Source organism: Adhaeribacter soli (genome assembly GCF_008727925.1).
In the GTDB taxonomy this organism is placed as follows: domain Bacteria; phylum Bacteroidota; class Bacteroidia; order Cytophagales; family Hymenobacteraceae; genus Adhaeribacter_A; species Adhaeribacter_A soli.
The window spans coordinates 759724-776420 of sequence record NZ_VTWT01000001.1; the positions used below are offsets into that span (position 1 = coordinate 759724).

Below are 16697 nucleotides of genomic sequence, written 5' to 3' on the forward strand. Positions count from 1 at the left end.
TTTGAGGCGGAAACCTACCGTTTTTTAAGCGGCTTTTGCTTTGATCTTGGTCTTCGTTTTCTTCTCTTTTTTCTTGTCTTTGGCCGGAACTTGCGGAGATGGCTGGATCATTAACCGGCTGTCTGTCGGGGTCTCTTTCACGATCTTCATCTCTTTGATCAGGTGGCTGGCGCCGGCAAATTTGTCGATGATGAAAAGGGTGTAATTAGAGGCAACAATGATGTTCCGCACGCGCTCAGGGTCGTACATGATGTCGCTCATGGTGCTTTCCCAAGCCCGGTCGAAGTTCGTGCCCATCAGTTCGCCGTTGGCATTAATTACCGGGCTGCCGGAGTTGCCGCCGGTGGTGTGGTTGGTGGCAATAAAAGCAACCGGCATTTCACCGTTCCAGCCATAATCGCCGTAATCTTTGTTTTTGTAAAGCTCCGCAAGTTTGGGGTGTACCTGGAAATCTACATTGTCCGGGTCGGCTTTTTCCATTACGCCTTCCAGGGTAGTGTAATACTTGTAGCGCACGCCATCCTGTGGTTCGTAACCGGATACCTGGCCATAAGCTACGCGCAAGGTGGAGTTTGCATCCGGGTAGAATTTCTTATCGGTCTGCATTTCGCGGAGGCCGGCTACAAACAGGCGGTTATTCAGCGTATTGGCGTCGGTAGCAACGGTGTAGGTTGGCTGAATTTTGGTGCGGTAATTCTCGGTAAAGGCACGGGCCAGTAAATAAGCCGGGTCTTTCTCGATTACTTTAATATTGGTAGCAGAAATCTGGTTCAGGGCAGTTTTTACTTTTTCCGGCGAAGTCATGAACGATTTGCTGTACACGTCTTCGGCGTACGCTTTCAGGTTACCTTTGTACTTTTTGTTTACCGTAGAAGTGAAATACGCCGGCTGGAATTGAGTGGGAACGTCTTTGCGGTACATGGAAAGCAGCGCGGCAAATACTTCCTTGTCAGCGGCTACATTGTAGTTCTTGAAGAAGCCGGCGTAATTTCCCAGGTTTTTCAGTTGCTTTTCAATATCGGCTTGCGGCGCTTTATTTTTTACCAGGTCCACGAAGTTCACGTAGGCTTGGGCGTAGTTCAGCAATTCAACCCCTAAAACAGCTTCGATAAAATAATCGCGGGAAAGCGTGATGCCGTTCAGGCTGTTGTAGTTTTTCTGGAATTCGGTAAGCACGGTACCGTATTTTGCCTGACGGTCCGGAGAGGCATTAACCCAGGCAGTGAATTGCTTTTCCAGTTCCTCTTTCTTGCCAACGGCATCAAGTTTTTTCAGGCCGCGGTTCTCGCCGATCCACTTTTTGTGGTAATTGCTGATGCTGGCATATTTGGCGGCGTACTGGATGCGTACAGCATCGGAAGCCTTCATGTGTTTGTCCAGAATGTTCAGCTTGGTTTCGCGGATCGCAATTTTAGCCGGGTTGGAAACTTCGTAAATTTCCTTTACCGCGTAAGAAGGCAGGTACTCGGTGGTGCGGCCAGGGAAACCGAAAACCATGGTGAAATCCGATTCTTTGATCGGAGACAGGGAGATCGGCAGGAAGTGTTTCGGTACGTACGGTTTATTTTCGGCAGCGTAGGCAGCCGGTTTGTTATCGGGACCGGCATATACGCGGAAAAGGGCGAAGTCGCCGGTATGGCGCGGCCACATCCAATTATCCGTATCGCCGCCGAACTTACCGATAGACGAAGGAGGCGCGCCTACCAGGCGCACATCGCGGAAAGTTTCGGTGATGTACATGTAATATTCGTTGCCGTAAAAGAAAGGCTTGATCTGGGCATCGTAATGCGTGCCCTGTACAGCGGCTTTCTGAATGGCCTCGATGTTAGCTTTTACTTTCTTTTCGCGTTCCGCTTCCGGTAAACCGGCCGGAATATCTTTTAATACCTGAGCGGTTACGTCTTCCATTCTTACAATAAAAGTGGCGGTAAGGCCCGGGTTTGGTAATTCTTCGGAGCGGTTCATGGCCCAGAAACCGTTGGTGAGGTAATCTTTCTGCACGGAGCTGTGGCTCTGGATCTGGCCGTAACCGCAATGGTGGTTCGTAAGCAGGAGGCCTTCGCCGGAGATCATTTCGCCGGTGCAGCCGCCGCCAAACAATACGATGGCATCTTTCAGGCTGGTTCTGTTAATGCTGTAAATATCTTCCGCCGAAAGTTTCATGCCGCGTTTCTGCATGTCGCTTTCGTTGAGCTGTTTCAGAAGCAGGGGCAGCCACATGCCTTCGTCGGCGCGGCTGGCGAGCGGTGTGAGCAGGAGCAGAGCCAGCAAGCGCACAAGGATCGTTTTTTTCTTCATTCGTTTGGGTTAAAGTTGAAACCCCGAATTTAAGGAAAATTTACCCTGCTTCCTTATCTGTTTGCCTGCCAACCGAGTTTTTGCCGGCAAATAGCTACCGATATCAGAAACAAAAGAAAATTTATGGAATTTTTGCAAAATTATATTCCCCGATTTTATAAATTAGGCTCCGGTTTCAGGAATTAAGCTTGTGAAAACGATACTGTTGTGAAGGTAAAAGTTATAATCGGGGGCGTGTTGCTGGCAGGCGTCCTTGCAGGTGTTCCGTATTTGTTGCCGTCAGATTTTAAGATCGAGAAATCGACCTTTATTCAGGCGAAGCCGGCTCAGGTTTTTGCCAGCCTGAACAACCTATCGGCCTGGGAAAAATGGAGCGCCTGGAACCAGCACGCCGACCCAACTTTGTCTAATTTTTACCAAGGTCCGGTAAGCGGTGTGGGTTCGGCATTCTCCTGGAAAAGCGGGAAGAGCGGCGAAGGCAGGATCGTTATTACCGCCAACGAACCGGACAAAAAAATTGAATTTCAATTCTATCCGGAAGGAAAGTTGCAAGCGCATGGCCAGTTTATTTTAGAGCCAGTTGAAAAAGGCACCCGCCTGACCTGGATCAGCACAGGAATTTTGCCGGATTATACCGACCGGGTGAAAGGCGTTTTTCTGAAGCGAAAACTGGATGCCGAATTTGAAAAAGGACTTTCGGGTTTGAAAGAACTGCTGGAACCCCAAGCGAAAAAAATCTCCCTCCGGAAATAAAACTAATCGTTAATTATCTTACTTTGCAGGCACTTTTTACGCAAAATGCTACCCTTTTTTAAGATGAATTTAACCCAAAAACCTGCCCCTTCGGAATACCCGCCTTACTTTGAAACCTACCTGAAACGGCTGCCGGACACCGATATTCTGGCTTTTCTGGCGGAACAGGTAGAAACGCTGGCTTCGCTGTTCGAAAATATGTCAGAAGCCGAGGCCGAGAAAGGCTACGCCGAAGGAAAATGGAGCCTGAAAGAATTGCTGCAGCACATGCTCGATGCCGAACGCATTATGGCTTACCGAGCGCTTTGTTTCAGCAGGAAAGAGGAAATAATGCTGCCGGGTTTCGAGGAAGATTCTTATGCAAGTAATTCCGATGCCAATCGCCGTTCTTTAACCGATATTTTAGCTGAATACCGTTTGCTTCGCCAATCGACCATTGCCTTGTTCAAGAGTTTTAGTTCGGAAATGCTGATGCGGGAAGGGAAAGCCAATAATGCGCACTACAACGTGCGGGCCATTGCCTGGGTAATTGCCGCGCACGAAAACCACCACCTGCACATTATTCGGTCGCGTTATTTGCTGCAGGAGGTTTAGGTTTACCTGCCTCTTTTCTGGCAAGTGTTAAGTGAAAGCGTCACTTGGGCTTAAGGAACAAGCGGAAGTCTGAAGACTTCCGTGACCCTTCCTAAATGGCTAAAAACAAGCTACGATTAGGATACAAAATTATTATTGGGTCATCTCGACGCCAGGAGAGATCTCAGAAATAAGGTATAAAAGCAAAATAAAGGGTACTACCAACTTGATGAGAGCTCTCCTGGCGTCGAGATGACGGAAAAGGTCAAAGTTTAACAATTTTTACCTTTTCTAACCTTTTCTAACCCTACAAACACCTGTTCTACTTTTGTGTCTTGATTATAGCAAATTCTGGGTAGGACTTTTCGAAATCTGTAAGCTGGTTCCTTGTTTTCATTCTTGTTACAAGCTTCCGCCAGTCTGGAGACTGGCTTTTGTCTGTCAGTCCCAAGTGACGCTTTCGCTTAACACTTGCGCCAGGAACAAAAAAACACCTGGTAATCAGGTGCTTTTTGATGTTTATTAATTCAAAAGATCAACTTTACAGCAACTCATTCGCCAGATTCGCCAGTTCAGAACGTTCGCCTTTTTGCAGGGTGACGTGGGCGTAGAGGCGGTGGTTTTTGGCTTTGTCGATCAGGTACGATAAACCGTTGCTCTGGCTGTCGAGGTAAGGCGTATCGATTTGGTAGATGTCGCCGGTGAAGATGATCTTGGTGTTTTCGCCGGCGCGGGAAATAATGGTTTTTACTTCGTGCGGCGTCAGGTTCTGGGCTTCGTCTACAATAAAGCAAACGTTGGAAATGCTCCGGCCCCTGATGTAGGCCAGTGGCACGATCATGAGCTTTTCCTGTTCCAGCATTTCCTTTATTTTACCGGCTTCCTTGCTGTTTTCCGAGTACTGGTTCTGGATGAATTTCAGGTTGTCGAAAAGCGGCTCCATGTACGGGTTCAGCTTCGATTTTATATCGCCGGGCAGGTAGCCGATGTCTTTGTTGCTGAGCGGCACAATGGGGCGGGCCAGGTAGATCTGCCAGAAATTGCGGCGTTGTTCCAGAGCACCTGCTAAGGCCAGCAGGGTTTTACCGGTACCGGCAATGCCCTGTATGGTTACCAGTTTCACGTTCGGGTTCATGACCGCGTGCATGGCAAAGGTTTGCTCTGCATTGCGCGGCTTGATGCCGTAGGCGTTGAGTTTGTCAACCCGCTCAATTTTCCGTTGCTCCGGGTTGTAATAAGCCAGAATGGAATTGGTAGGGCTTTTCAGGATAAAGTAGTGGTTGTCGCGCGGGGCGTTTGCCAGCACTTTGTCGCTATTGCAGAAGCCTTTTTCGTACAATTCGTCAATTACATCCGGCGCTACATCGTGCAGCTCATCGATGCCGGTATAAAGGCTGGAAACGTTCTGTACTTTTCCGGTTTCGTAGTCTTCGGAAATAAGGTTGAGCGAACGGGCTTTCAGGCGAAGGTTGATATCCTTGGTAACCATAATTACCTGGTACTTCGGATTTTCCTGCTGCAGGTGCAGCGCCGCGTTCAGGATCTTATGATCGGGCTTGCTTTCGTTAAAAACCTCTTCGGCATTAATGGTCGGCGTCGGGTTCATGATCACCTTAAAGCGGCCTTTACCTTCACCATCCAGCGGGATCCAGTTCTGCAGGCGGTGTTCGTCCGAAAGTTTGTCTATAAAGCGGATAAATTCGCGGGCTTCGAAGTTCTTAATGTCGTTGCCTTTCTTGAAATTATCGAGCTCTTCTAAAACCGTTATGGGAAGGGCTACATCATGCGGACCAAAATGTTCGACGGCACTGTGATCGTAAAGAATTACGGAGGTGTCGAGGACGAAGATTTTCTTTTGTTTGGCTTTCTGTTTTTCAGTCATAAGTGTTCCGTTTTCATTCAAAGGACAGGTCTGGAATAATTGTAATATTCTGACCTGCTTACTAGCGTGGCTTGTGCTTGTGTGTACGCACAACTTAAAAAACTGAATAGAAAAAAGACTATATTTTTATATTAAAAAAGTGAATTTTTTAGTAAAGTTCTGAAAAAGAATAGCTTATTTTTTGCTGTTCCGGTGCAATTTTGTGGGAGCTTTTTCAGCCGAAAACCTGAACGATTTTTTATTCGTTTATAATAGCCCGATGCCGGAAAAGCAGCAATATTTTTAGTTGGTTTCTAAAAAAGATATCCGCATTCAGCAATATTTCCGTTACTTTGGGGTTTACCTAGAAAACGGATTTTCATACCTTAAATTTACAACTATGGCTAAAGGAACTGACGCCCGCAAGGAAGACAAAAAGAAACCGGCTAAAACCGATAAAGAGAAAAAAGCAGCGAAACTGGAAAAGAAAAACGCTAAAAAATACGACTAAGCTATTTTTAGCGAAAACAGCAAGGCCCCGACATTGTTCGGGGCCTTGCTGTTTAATAGACTTCTAATTTTGGTTTGTTGTCCAGAATGGTTTCGATCCGCTCCATTACATCCGGGGTTATTCGCTGGTAAACGTCAATGGCTTTCATGTTTTCATGCACCTGCTCCACGTGGGAGGCTCCGGTAATTACAGTGCTTACGTTCGGGTTCTGCAGGCACCAGCCTAAAGCCAGCAGGGTAGTGGTCATGTCCAGTTCTTTCGCGATCGCGCCCAGTTCCCGCACTTTCTGGATTTTTTGCTGGGCTTCCGGGCTGGTGAATCGTTCTTTCAGCCAAGCCAAGTCTTCGTGTTTGGTGGCCCGCGAATCGGCGGGTATGCCTTCGTTATATTTGCCGGTTAACAGGCCCGAAGCCAGCGGCGACCAAATGGTAGTTCCTAAACCAATTTCGGAGTAAAGCCGGTGGTATTCCTTTTCGAAACGCTCGCGGTGAAACATGTTGTATTGCGGCTGTTCCATGGTAGGCGGCGTTAAGTTATACTGCCGGGCAACGGCGTAGGCTTCCATGATCTGCTGCGCCGTCCATTCGGAAGTTCCCCAGTACAAAACCTTGCCCTGGGTAATGAGATCGTGCATGGCCCTTACGGTTTCTTCGATGGGCGTGAGGTGATCGGGACGGTGGCAGAAGTAAAGATCGAGGTATTCGACCTGCAGGCGTTTTAAGGCGGCATGACAGGCTTCCATTACGTGCTTCCGGCTCAGACCTTTCTGGTTGGGCAGTTCTCCGCCCCAGAAAACCTTGCTCGAAACCACAAAGGTGGTCCGGTCCCAGTTCTGCCTTTTCAGGATATGGCCCATTACAATTTCCGACATGCCGTTGGCGTAGACCTCGGCATTATCGAAGAAGTTAACACCGGCCTCGTAAGCGGCCACCATGCAGTCTTCGGCCAGTTTTTCGTCTATTTGTTTGCCAAACGTTAGCCAGGAGCCTAAAGACAATGCGCTTACCTGTAGCCCTGATTTTCCTAATCTGCGGTATTCCATTTTTTATATCGTTTCGGTTTATATATTCTTCTTGTAGTACTGAAAGCCTGAAAACTGCTTACGAAAATCGCTACGCTAGGGCAATAAAAAAGCCCTTACATTTAGTAAAGGCCCGAGCATTGGGTTTAAAATTCTAATACGTTTACATTAAGAAATAGTAAAGTAGGTTTCCTTTTCCTTGTCGTGGAGGCGGATGGCGCCCAGCAGTACCAGTTTTACCAGAATGCGGTAGGCGCGGCGGCGGGAAATGTTAACCAGTTTCATGTACTGTTTCAGGGTAATGCGGCGGTTGCTGCCCAGGTATTCGAGCAAAAGTTTTTCCTGCACGTCATATTCGGGAAAGATCTCTTCCCTGGTTACTTCCGCTTCTTCGGCCTCGATCACTTTCAGCACCATTTTGCTGGTTTGTACGGTTTCGTCTTTCACCCGGATATATCCGCGCCAGTCGTCTTCCTTTACTTTAACCAGGTGCGGTTTTGCGAGACTTTCCGGAATGATTACCTTCAGCACCGTTTTGTCGTCTTCTTCAATTTCTTTAAAAAAGAGCTTCACGGCGGGTTCACAGTATTGGGTGGCGGCAATTTGGAGGAGGTGTTTTTCTTCTTCCGGATCGATGCCCGCTATCTGGCCATTATCCATTACGCCAACCAGAATAATGCCGCCGCGGGTATTGGCAAAAGAAGCAATGGTGCGGGCAATACGGTCGGGATTGGTTATTCTTTTTTTGAAATCGAGCGTATCGTTTTCGCCGCTCCAGATCAGCTGCTGTAATTCTTTCATGATACTTTATAAACGGCTGTACGCCGAATAGTTCTGGCAAAATCAAAACTGGAAACCGGTCTGGATTTCGCTTAACGTCCAAAGCCTGTGAGATATATTAGGGTTATACGTAATTTCGGCCGATTTAATCGGTTTCATTTTGCTGAAATAATATCCGCTCAGGTCTTCTACTTCGGGCGAAGCCGCCAGGTAAAGGCTGGTTCTGGCACCCTGTTCCGGCGAGATCATAAAGGGCCGGGCCAGCAGGAATAAGTACTTCAGCGAGCCGGTATGCTCATGCCCGAATTTAGTGGCCACCATGCCTGGATGCAAGACATTGGCCGTAATGTTGGTAAATTCCAGGCGGCGGCTAAGCTCATAGGTGAACATGATATTAGCCAGTTTGCTATCGCAATAAGCCGTAAAGGCGTTGTATTTTTTAGGCGAATTCATGTCCTGGAAACAAATATCGCCCAGGCGGTGCGCTTCGGAAGAAACATTCACGATTCGGGCTGATTCGGCTGCCACCATTTTATCGATCACCAGGTTGGTTAACAGAAAAGGTGCCAGGTGGTTGGTTGCCCAGGAAATCTCAAAACCTTCTGCGGTAAGCGTTCTTTTGCCCGGCATCATGCCCACGTTATTCACCAGAATATCAAGCTTCGGAAATCGGGCGCTGAATTCGGCGGCACACCGTTTTACTTCCTGCATGAGCGCCAGATCGGCTACCAGCAAGGTTATATTTTCATTACCTGTTTGTGCGATAATTTCCTTACGGGTTTCAGCGGCTTTTTCGGCATTGCGGCATACCATTACTACGTGCGCTCCCAAATGGGCCAGCTCACGGGCGGTAATCTTTCCGATGCCGGAACTGGCGCCGGTAACCAGCGCAATCTTATCCGTTAAAGGTTTGAAAATAGGATTATTTAACTCTGTAAGCATTATTGAAGTCTCCGGCTCTGAAAACAAAAATTTCGGCGCCAGCGTTCTTTTATTCTACTTTTGAAAGCATTATCTTCTATTTAGCTTAGATAACATTTTTAATTATATACAACAGGGCTAAATAACATATATTGTCATTATAAAATATTGGTGGCCATTGCTTTAAATAGTAATTGTTTTGTTACATTAAATTCCATTGCGTTTAAAACTTTCTTAATATCCTTTCCTGACAATATTCATCTGAAACAAAAATCCGTAGAGAACCGGGAATGAAACTGATTCCTGAAACGTTTACTTAAAATATACAGGCAGCAATAGAAATAAAACAGCATGTTAGAATATTCATTGTTTCGGAGGCTTCCGCTCTGGAGCCAGGTGGAGGAACTGAACCGCCATGGGATTTTACTGGCGCGGCGGGAGTTACCAGGCTGGAAGATCGCGCTTTATTCGTTCAATAATTACTACGTGGAGGTCTGGTCCGGCAAAGGAGTGAATATTCCGGCTACTTTTAAGAAAACGGCCGGCGCGTTAACCATTCTGGAACCTTACCTGGATACGCTGGAAGCGGAAGACCTGCTTAAAATAGAATAGCGCTTTATCTGAAGTTTATTCATAAGAAAGGCCGGAACGTTTACCGGCCTTTTCCTTTCGGCGGCTAATTCTCCTGACTTAACATTTCCATCAAGGCCTGATAGTAATTCTCATAAAGTTCCTGGTGCTGTTGCAGGTACAGCAGCGGCTCGATCAGTTCCAGTTCCATCAGCTGAAATTCATCTTTCACTTTTACGCCGTCAACACGCGCATACAAACAATCATTTGCAAATTCCTGCACCAGTTTTTGGGCCGTTTTTAGTACTGTTTCAGGTGGATCGGATGGAATAATGGCACCTCCAAAATAATGCTGCACCCGGAAATCACCGGACTTGGGTACTTTTAAAACGCAATGGCTGAAGCGGCCATTGAAAAAGATCAAAGACCATTCGCCTTCGGTCTGAATCTCCGGTACAAAAGGTTGCGCCAGGAAAGCTTCTTTGGCCAGTAAAAATTTAATTTTAGGTTCAATAGTGGCGGCTTCCGCTTTGGAAATGGAAAAAGTATTTTTAGCCCCGCCGCTGATAACCGGCTTTATAATGATCGTCTCCGTCTGCCATTTTTCGTAAAGCTCGTAAATATTCAGGTCGTCAGGGGTTTCCAGGATTCTGGTAGGAACAATGGGAAAGCCCGACTTTTCTAAGTCCAGCAGGTAGCGTTTGTCGCTGTTCCAGCGGACCGTTTTTATGGGATTCAGCACCCGCAAATGCTGACTTTCCAGTTTATCAAGCCAACGGTTAAATTCCTGAATGTGGTCGAAATAGTCCCAGGGCGACTTCAGCAGAATGGCATCGTACTTTTTCCAGTTCACGTCCGGGTCATCCCAGATCTCAAAATTTACTTCGAGGTCCTTGCTAAGCAGGAACTGGTGCAGGCGGTTATCTTCCAAGGAGCCTTCGCCGGGAAAATTCCCTTTATCGTTGTAGGTAACTAAAGCTATCTTTAATCTTTGCATAATCTAATTAAGTAACAAGACCAAAATAGCAGCATAACTTGACAGGAGACAATTTTAAAATCAACTGAAATGTAGATGCGTGCATGATCTTAGTCTAGATACCAATGTCTTTTTACTTAGAAGCCGAAGATAGAAAATCCTCCGTCAACTGCCAGGCATTGTCCGGTTATGTAACTGGCGGCCGGGAGGCAAAGGAAAGCTACCGCCGCGGCCACTTCCTCCGGATTCCCAACCCGTTTCAGGGGCGTGCGCTCCAGCACTTCCTGCAGGAATTCCGGGTTTTTTAATACCGTTTCGGCCAATGGGGTTTTAATGTACCAGGGCGCAATACAGTTTACCAGAATGTTGTCTTGCGCCCATTCGGCAGCCAGGTTGCGGGTAAGTTGCACCAGCGCTGCTTTGGTCATGCCGTAAATAGCGCCCGTCCGTAAGTGTTTTAATCCGGCTACCGAGGAAATGTTCACTACCCGGCCGTTTCCGCTTGCTTTCAGTAGCGGAAAAGCTAACTGGCACAAGTGGAAAGTTGCTTTCAGGTTGGTATTCATCAGAAAATCATATTCTGGTTCGTCGTATTCAAGGGCTTTCTTCCGGATGTTGGTGCCCACGTTGTTGATCAGAATATCCAAGGTACCCCATTTTTCCTGAATGCCTTGAACCAGCAGGCGCCGGTCACCTGGTTTGGCTACATCGGCAGCCAGACCGTGGGCCGGAAATTGCTGCTGCCGCCAGTGCTGCACGGCTGCCTGCACTTCGGCTTCGTTGCGAGCCACGATCATCACTTCCGCACCCAGGCGCATCAATTCTTCGGCAATGGCTTTGCCTATGCCTTTGGAGCCGCCGGTAACCAGGGCTTTTTTACCGATAAGAAGCCATTTTGCAGATATGTTCATGGGTTGAAGGGAGAAAGGGTTGAAGGAAGAAAAAGTTACGGCCTTAACTGCTTTGAGGTTATTTTTTATAGGAGGCCAGTGGCCCTTATCCGTATAATTTCCGCCAAATTCTGCTATATTTACAGTTAAAGGATTATAAAGAACCTGGCCGAAAGCCACCAATAAGAAGCAAATAAAGTGTTGCAGGATAACCATGGAAGACGGATCAATTATTTGCGGCTGGCCGTAACGGACCGCTGTAACCTCCGCTGCTTTTACTGCATGCCCGAAAACGGGATCGACTGGCTTTCACGGAAGGCGTTGATGAGCTATGAGGAAATGCTCCGGATCTGTTCGGTACTGGTGAAAATGGGCGTGGAAAAGATCCGGATCACCGGCGGCGAACCTTTCGTCCGGAAAGATCTGATGCCGTTTTTAACTGCCTTATCGAAGCTGGCCGGCTTACAGGAACTGACTTTAACGACCAACGGCGTACTTACAGCTCCTTTTGTACCGGAATTGAAGAAGCTGGGAATAAGATCCGTAAACCTCAGCCTCGATACCCTGGACCGGCAGCGTTTTCACAGCATTACCCGCCGCGATGAATTACCGCAGGTGCTGCAAACGCTGGAAGAACTTTTAAAGCATGGTATCCAGGTTAAGCTGAATGCGGTGGTAATGGAAGGAAAGAATACGGAAGACATCCTGCCTTTGGCGGAACTTACCCGAAGCTTGCCGGTAAGTGTGCGGTTTATTGAAGAAATGCCCTTTAACGGCAGTTCCGGCGTAAAAGCACTTTCCTGGGACCACTTCCAAATCCTGAATAAGGTCCGGGAACATTTTCCGGAGGTTCATAAAATTCCCGATCCGCCTTTTTCTACCTCTTATAATTACCAGGTTCCGGGATATAAAGGCACGTTGGGCATTATTGCCGCTTACACCCGTTCTTTTTGCGGTACCTGCAACCGGATCCGGCTTACGCCAACGGGCAATCTGCAAACCTGCCTTTACGGTGAAAGCGTGCTGAATGTAAAAGACCTGATGAGGTCAGGGAAAAACGATCCGGAATTAATAGAAGCTTTAGAAAGTGCCATGAACAGGCGGGCAAAAAATGGCTGGGAAGCGGAAAAGGAAATGCTGGGAAGCACTTTAATGCATCGATCGATGGCTTCTATTGGAGGTTAATCTGTATTGAAAAAAAGCTTGTGCTTCATAACGAATTATTTGCCAAGTAAAAGCAGGCTGAAGCATGGTTGTTGGTGAAAACACCATAGCCGTCAGGCTCAGCTAATTTATTGGGTCATCCCGAACGAAGTTGAGGGAACTTATGGAGCCGCATATTTAAAATTAAACGGTAAGACAAATCTTGCTATGCTCGCTTTGTCATAGAAATATGTATAAGTTTCCTCGACGTTGCTCGGAATGACCAGTTTTTCTCCTTTGCCTGACGGCTATGGTGAAAACACGCAACAACGGCGAACAGAAGAACCTGACAAGTTAACTTGTATGTAGTAATAACTCCGGAAAACACAAAGTTTAAAGTTACATCAAATTAAAGTCAGCACAACAAATCCTATCAGGCAAATGGTAAAGGTAGCGGAAGCGGAAGCAATTATTCAGGGGCAGTGCCGGGATTTTGGCGCGGAAATCATACCGTTTGACCAGGCTTTAGGTCGTGTGCTCGCCGAAGACCTGCAGGCGGACCGTGATTTTCCGCCGTTTAACCGCGTTACCATGGACGGCATTGCCATTCAATTTCAGGCTTTCGAAAAAGGAAACCGATCATTTAAAATTAAAGCAACCCAGGCCGCCGGCGAACCGGCAAAGGAATTACAGGAAGAAGCGGATTGCATTGAAATTATGACCGGGGCCGTTTTGCCGCAAACTACCGATACCGTGATCCGGTACGAAGATCTGGAAATTCAGAATGGCGTTGCCACGCTTTTAACGGAAAATATAAAGGCGGGCCAGAACATACACCGGCAAGGGAAAGATAAACGCCAGGGCGGAATTGTGGCCTCCGCCAACCAGGTAATTACGCCGGCTTTGATGAATGTAGCCGCCTCGGTGGGTGCCACGGAAATAAAGGTAAAGAAACTGCCGCGAGTGGTGGTGCTTTCTACCGGCGATGAACTGGTGGAAGTACACGAAAAACCACAACCTTACCAGATCCGCAAGTCGAACAGCTACACCATTCAGGCGGCGCTGCAACAGTTTAAGGTTTTGGCTGAACTCAGGCATTTGCCCGATAACCCGGAGCAGATCCGAACGGAATTACTGGATTGCCTGAAAGCTTATGACGTAATTTTATTAAGCGGCGGTATTTCCAAGGGGAAATTCGATTATGTTCCTGAAGTTTTATCAGAGCTACAGGTTGAAACCTTATTTCAGCACGTGCAGCAACGCCCCGGTAAACCTTTCTGGTTTGGCAAACATCCGCATGGCGCTTTGGTATTCGCATTTCCCGGGAATCCGGTTTCTACATTTATGTGCCTGTACCGGTATTTCTTTCCCTGGCTGAAAATTAGCTTTGGTTTAGATACAAAGAAGTTTTTTGCATGTTTAAGTACTGATTTTACCTTTAAGCCGGAACTGCAATATTTCCTGCAAGTGAAGTTGCAGGTCAGTGAACAAGGCAAGCTAGTAGCAGAGCCGGTAGAAGGAAACGGTTCCGGCGACTTGACGAACCTGGTGGATGCCGATGCCTTTTTAGAACTTCCGGCCGAAAGAACTCATTTTCAGGCAGGGGAAGTTTTCCGGGTTTGGCCTTTTAAGCAGCTTTTTTAATTAAAACAGTAGGGATTCCGGCTGAAAAAGTACAAAAGAAACAATATTGAAAGAATGAGTGAATTTTCCCATTTGAATGAGAAAGGGCAGGCTTCGATGGTAAACGTGGGAGAGAAGCCCGTTACCTGCCGGACGGCTACGGCCCGGAGCATTGTGGTACTTCCGCCGGAAGTGCTGGAAAAATTTAACGAAGGCGACATTCAGACTAAAAAGGGTTCGGTGTTTCAGATCGCCATTATTGCCGGGATCATGGCGGCTAAAAAAACCGGAGAGCTTATTCCGCTTTGTCACCCATTGGGTTTGGATAACTGCCAGGTAGATATTCAGCTGAATGCACAACAGGAAGTGGTAATTGACTGCACGGCCAGTCTTACGGCCAAAACCGGCGTAGAAATGGAGGCCTTGGTGGGCGCAACGATGGCAGCCTTAACGGTGTACGACATGTGCAAAGCCCTGAGCCACGACATTGTAATTAAGGAAACGAAACTGATGGAAAAAACGGGAGGGAAACGTGACTTTAAAAGAGCATAGCAAACACCCCAATTTAGCGCGGCCGGCTTACGGGAATTTCGGCCGAAATGAATGGGCGCTGGTCGGAACCAACTGCAACGTAATTAAATCGCTTGCCGGAAAGATCATCGAAGCCCTTGCCCCGAAATACCAGTGCGCGTACGTAGATGCCAGCCATGCAAACGCCGATACCGAAGAAGTCCTGCCGGATCGGTTGGCCCAAGGCGCAACGCTGGAATACACCGATCAGATCCGGTCCCGGCAGTTTCATTACCAGAAGGAATTCAATCCGTTTCAGTTTCGTCCGTTTTTCAACGAAGCCGATCTGGTGCTGGTAAACGGGAATCATCATCAGGCCAAAGCCCAAATTGTTTTCATCGATCCGACGAAGGAAGCAAGCCTGCAAAAACGGGTGTCGCAGCTTACCCATGTGCAGTTGTTTCTGATTTCAGAATCCGAAACGGAGATTTTTCCTTTCCTGAAAAACGCTATACCGAATTGGGGAAATATCCCGGTTTTAAAGTTGAGCGATACCGGTGAAATTATTCGTTTTTTTGAGCGGCAAATGCAGGCGGCGAAACCGAAAGTAAACGGGTTAGTATTGGCCGGCGGCAAAAGTGTGCGCATGGGTTCGGATAAAAATTTACTCAACTGGCACGGCAAGGAACAGCAATATTACCTCATCGATCTGCTGCAGGAATTTTGCGAAGAAGTTTTCATTTCCTGCCGGCTCGAACAGGAAACCAGTATCCCTGAACCTTACCTAAGCTTACCCGATACGTTCACCGGATTAGGACCGATGGGCGCCACCCTTTCCGCTTTCCGCCAGAATCCGGATGCGGCCTGGCTGGTCCTTGCCTGTGACCTTCCTTTGGTAAACTCCGAAACACTAGCCTTTTTAATCGGAAACAGAAATTCCTCCAGGTTTGCAACAGCCTTCGAGAATCCGGAGAACGGTTTTCCGGAGCCGCTGCTTACCCTTTGGGAGCCTAAAAGTTATCCAGTACTCCTTTCGTTTTTGGCCCAGGGCTATTCCTGTCCGCGAAAAGTGCTGATCAATTCTGAGGTGCAAATTCTACAAGTGCCTGATCAGGATGTGCTTAAAAATGTAAATACGCCGGAAGAACGGGAACAGGTATTACGGCTTTTGAAACAGCGAAAGGAAACGGTATGATGCAGTCTGAAAATCTTCGTTACAGTTGCCAGATAGCCTTGCCCGGCTTTTCCGAAACCGCTCAGGCGAAACTCAGGGAAGCAAAAGTTCTGGTGGTAGGTGCCGGTGGCCTGGGTTGTCCGGCGGCGCAATACCTGGCCGCGGCCGGCATCGGCACCTTAGGCCTTGCCGATTTCGACACCATTTCGGAAAGCAACCTGCACCGCCAGATCTTGTTCACGCCGGCTGAAGTGGGGCAGTTAAAAGCCAAAGTAGCAGTTAGTAAATTACAAAGTCAGAACCCCGGCATTAATTTAATTGCGCATCATCTACAGGTGAATGCTGAAAACATTTCTGACTTGTTTCAACCTTATGACCTCGTAGTAGATTGCACCGATAATTTCGAAACCCGCTACCTGCTCAACGATGCCTGCGTGCTGACCGGCAAACCCCTGGTGTACGGTGCCATTTACCAGTACGAAGGACAGGTTGCCGTGTGGAATATTTTAAATGAAGATGGTACGCGTACCCCAAATTACCGCGACCTTTTCCTGGCAGTAGATGCTACACAGGTTCCGAATTGTTCTGTAGGGGGTGTTATTCCTACAATTGCCGGCACTATTGGTACTATGATGGCTAACGAAGTGCTGAAGTATTTTTCCGGTGTGGGTGAATTGTTAAGCGGACAGGTGCTGCTTTTCGATGCCTTTTCCATGCAAAGCCGCCGGATCAGAATTGGCAACCAAACCAAAGTTGAAATAAAGGAATTACCCAAGATTGAAAAGATCCGGACAATTTCCGCTTCCGAGGTTCGGGCTGCTTTGGCGGAAGCAAAGTACGAATTGGTAGATGTCCGGTCGGCAGAAGAAAGGCTTCAATTCAATATCGGTGGCTGCCATATTCCGTTGACAGAACTGGGTGAAAGCAGAATCCAGTTTTTCGAAAAAGGGAAACCCGTGGTGTTTTATTGCGCCACCGGAAAACGTAGCAAGAACGCTGCTAAATTGATGGAGGAAGCTTTCCCAAATGGAAATTATTATTCCTTAGCTGGTGGCTTGCAAGCCTGGCAGGAATATCCGGAATAATTAAACCT

At 47.5% G+C, this 16697-nt stretch carries 15 protein-coding genes; 8 read left to right on the top strand and 7 right to left on the bottom strand.

The genetic code is table 11. The annotated features are described in order from the left end of the window. Positions 1–24: 24 nt before the first annotated feature. Positions 25–2298: a S46 family peptidase gene (locus F0P94_RS03085; protein WP_150902224.1), complete on the bottom strand. Its 2274-nt coding sequence runs from the start codon at positions 2296–2298 to the stop codon at positions 25–27. A 207-nt stretch (positions 2299–2505) separates the two neighbouring features. Here F0P94_RS03085 and F0P94_RS03090 point away from each other — a divergent pair, with 207 nt between their 5' ends. Next, on the top strand, positions 2506–3051 hold the full coding sequence (locus tag F0P94_RS03090; RefSeq protein WP_150902225.1) for an SRPBCC family protein: 546 nt from the start codon (positions 2506–2508) through the stop codon (positions 3049–3051). Positions 3052–3114: 63 nt separating this feature from the next. After that, entirely contained in the window at positions 3115–3645 is a 531-nt protein-coding gene (locus F0P94_RS03095) for a DinB family protein (RefSeq protein WP_191906894.1), read from the top strand. Between the two features lie 520 nt (positions 3646–4165). Here the strand turns inward: F0P94_RS03095 and F0P94_RS03100 are convergent. The 4 genes from F0P94_RS03100 to F0P94_RS03115 all read right to left on the bottom strand — a co-directional run bounded on the left by F0P94_RS03100 (position 4166) and on the right by F0P94_RS03115 (position 8739). Continuing rightward, positions 4166–5506 (bottom strand): PhoH family protein, encoded by a 1341-nt coding sequence (locus tag F0P94_RS03100; RefSeq protein WP_150902227.1) that lies wholly within the window; start codon positions 5504–5506, stop codon positions 4166–4168. Between the two features lie 542 nt (positions 5507–6048). Next, positions 6049–7038: a potassium channel beta subunit family protein gene (locus tag F0P94_RS03105; RefSeq protein WP_150902228.1), complete on the bottom strand. Its 990-nt coding sequence runs from the start codon at positions 7036–7038 to the stop codon at positions 6049–6051. Between the two features lie 147 nt (positions 7039–7185). Further along, positions 7186–7818: an AlbA family DNA-binding domain-containing protein gene (locus F0P94_RS03110; protein WP_150902229.1), complete on the bottom strand. Its 633-nt coding sequence runs from the start codon at positions 7816–7818 to the stop codon at positions 7186–7188. A 42-nt stretch (positions 7819–7860) separates the two neighbouring features. After that, positions 7861–8739 carry an SDR family oxidoreductase gene (locus F0P94_RS03115; RefSeq protein ID WP_150902230.1) on the bottom strand — a complete coding sequence of 293 codons (879 nt, stop codon included), beginning with the start codon at positions 8737–8739 and terminating at the stop codon, positions 7861–7863. Positions 8740–9069: 330 nt separating this feature from the next. On the opposite strand from F0P94_RS03115, the gene F0P94_RS03120 reads away from it, so the two are divergent. Continuing rightward, positions 9070–9330 (top strand): hypothetical protein, encoded by a 261-nt coding sequence (locus F0P94_RS03120; protein WP_150902231.1) that lies wholly within the window; start codon positions 9070–9072, stop codon positions 9328–9330. Between the two features lie 64 nt (positions 9331–9394). Here the strand turns inward: F0P94_RS03120 and F0P94_RS03125 are convergent, their stop codons facing one another. Both F0P94_RS03125 and F0P94_RS03130 read right to left on the bottom strand, forming a co-directional pair. Beyond that, positions 9395–10285, bottom strand: a complete 891-nt coding sequence (locus F0P94_RS03125; RefSeq protein WP_150902232.1) for an ATP-grasp domain-containing protein — start codon at positions 10283–10285, stop codon at positions 9395–9397. Between the two features lie 116 nt (positions 10286–10401). Next, complete coding sequence (locus tag F0P94_RS03130) at positions 10402–11175, bottom strand: SDR family oxidoreductase (protein WP_150902233.1); 774 nt, start codon at positions 11173–11175, stop codon at positions 10402–10404. 177 nt (positions 11176–11352) lie between these two features. Between F0P94_RS03130 and moaA the strand changes: the two genes are divergently transcribed. The 5 genes from moaA to F0P94_RS03155 all read left to right on the top strand — a co-directional run bounded on the left by moaA (position 11353) and on the right by F0P94_RS03155 (position 16689). Then, on the top strand, positions 11353–12339 hold the full coding sequence (gene moaA / locus F0P94_RS03135) for a GTP 3',8-cyclase MoaA (RefSeq protein ID WP_150902234.1): 987 nt from the start codon (positions 11353–11355) through the stop codon (positions 12337–12339). 399 nt (positions 12340–12738) lie between these two features. Beyond that, positions 12739–13941 (top strand): molybdopterin molybdotransferase MoeA, encoded by a 1203-nt coding sequence (locus tag F0P94_RS03140; RefSeq protein ID WP_150902235.1) that lies wholly within the window; start codon positions 12739–12741, stop codon positions 13939–13941. Between the two features lie 54 nt (positions 13942–13995). Beyond that, positions 13996–14472 (top strand): cyclic pyranopterin monophosphate synthase MoaC, encoded by a 477-nt coding sequence (moaC, locus tag F0P94_RS03145; protein ID WP_150902236.1) that lies wholly within the window; start codon positions 13996–13998, stop codon positions 14470–14472. Beyond that, on the top strand, positions 14453–15625 hold the full coding sequence (locus F0P94_RS19555; protein ID WP_191906895.1) for an NTP transferase domain-containing protein: 1173 nt from the start codon (positions 14453–14455) through the stop codon (positions 15623–15625). Before moaC ends, F0P94_RS19555 begins: the two co-directional genes overlap by 20 nt. Then, positions 15622–16689 carry a HesA/MoeB/ThiF family protein gene (locus F0P94_RS03155; RefSeq protein WP_225307101.1) on the top strand — a complete coding sequence of 356 codons (1068 nt, stop codon included), beginning with the start codon at positions 15622–15624 and terminating at the stop codon, positions 16687–16689. Before F0P94_RS19555 ends, F0P94_RS03155 begins: the two co-directional genes overlap by 4 nt. Positions 16690–16697 lie beyond the last annotated feature (8 nt).

What these genes read in the sequence shown, in the direction of transcription:
- F0P94_RS03085 (WP_150902224.1), bottom strand. Translation starts at nt 2,298, where the DNA reads ATGAAGAAAAAAACGATCCTTGTGCGCTTGCTGGCTCTGCTCCTGCTC.
- F0P94_RS03095 (WP_191906894.1), top strand. Translation starts at nt 3,115, where the DNA reads ATGAATTTAACCCAAAAACCTGCCCCTTCGGAATACCCGCCTTACTTT.
- F0P94_RS03100 (WP_150902227.1), bottom strand. Translation starts at nt 5,506, where the DNA reads ATGACTGAAAAACAGAAAGCCAAACAAAAGAAAATCTTCGTCCTCGAC.
- F0P94_RS03105 (WP_150902228.1), bottom strand. Translation starts at nt 7,038, where the DNA reads ATGGAATACCGCAGATTAGGAAAATCAGGGCTACAGGTAAGCGCATTG.
- F0P94_RS03110 (WP_150902229.1), bottom strand. Translation starts at nt 7,818, where the DNA reads ATGAAAGAATTACAGCAGCTGATCTGGAGCGGCGAAAACGATACGCTC.
- F0P94_RS03115 (WP_150902230.1), bottom strand. Translation starts at nt 8,739, where the DNA reads ATGCTTACAGAGTTAAATAATCCTATTTTCAAACCTTTAACGGATAAG.
- F0P94_RS03120 (WP_150902231.1), top strand. Translation starts at nt 9,070, where the DNA reads ATGTTAGAATATTCATTGTTTCGGAGGCTTCCGCTCTGGAGCCAGGTG.
- F0P94_RS03125 (WP_150902232.1), bottom strand. Translation starts at nt 10,285, where the DNA reads ATGCAAAGATTAAAGATAGCTTTAGTTACCTACAACGATAAAGGGAAT.
- F0P94_RS03130 (WP_150902233.1), bottom strand. Translation starts at nt 11,175, where the DNA reads ATGAACATATCTGCAAAATGGCTTCTTATCGGTAAAAAAGCCCTGGTT.
- F0P94_RS03140 (WP_150902235.1), top strand. Translation starts at nt 12,739, where the DNA reads ATGGTAAAGGTAGCGGAAGCGGAAGCAATTATTCAGGGGCAGTGCCGG.
- moaC (WP_150902236.1), top strand. Translation starts at nt 13,996, where the DNA reads ATGAGTGAATTTTCCCATTTGAATGAGAAAGGGCAGGCTTCGATGGTA.
- F0P94_RS03155 (WP_225307101.1), top strand. Translation starts at nt 15,622, where the DNA reads ATGATGCAGTCTGAAAATCTTCGTTACAGTTGCCAGATAGCCTTGCCC.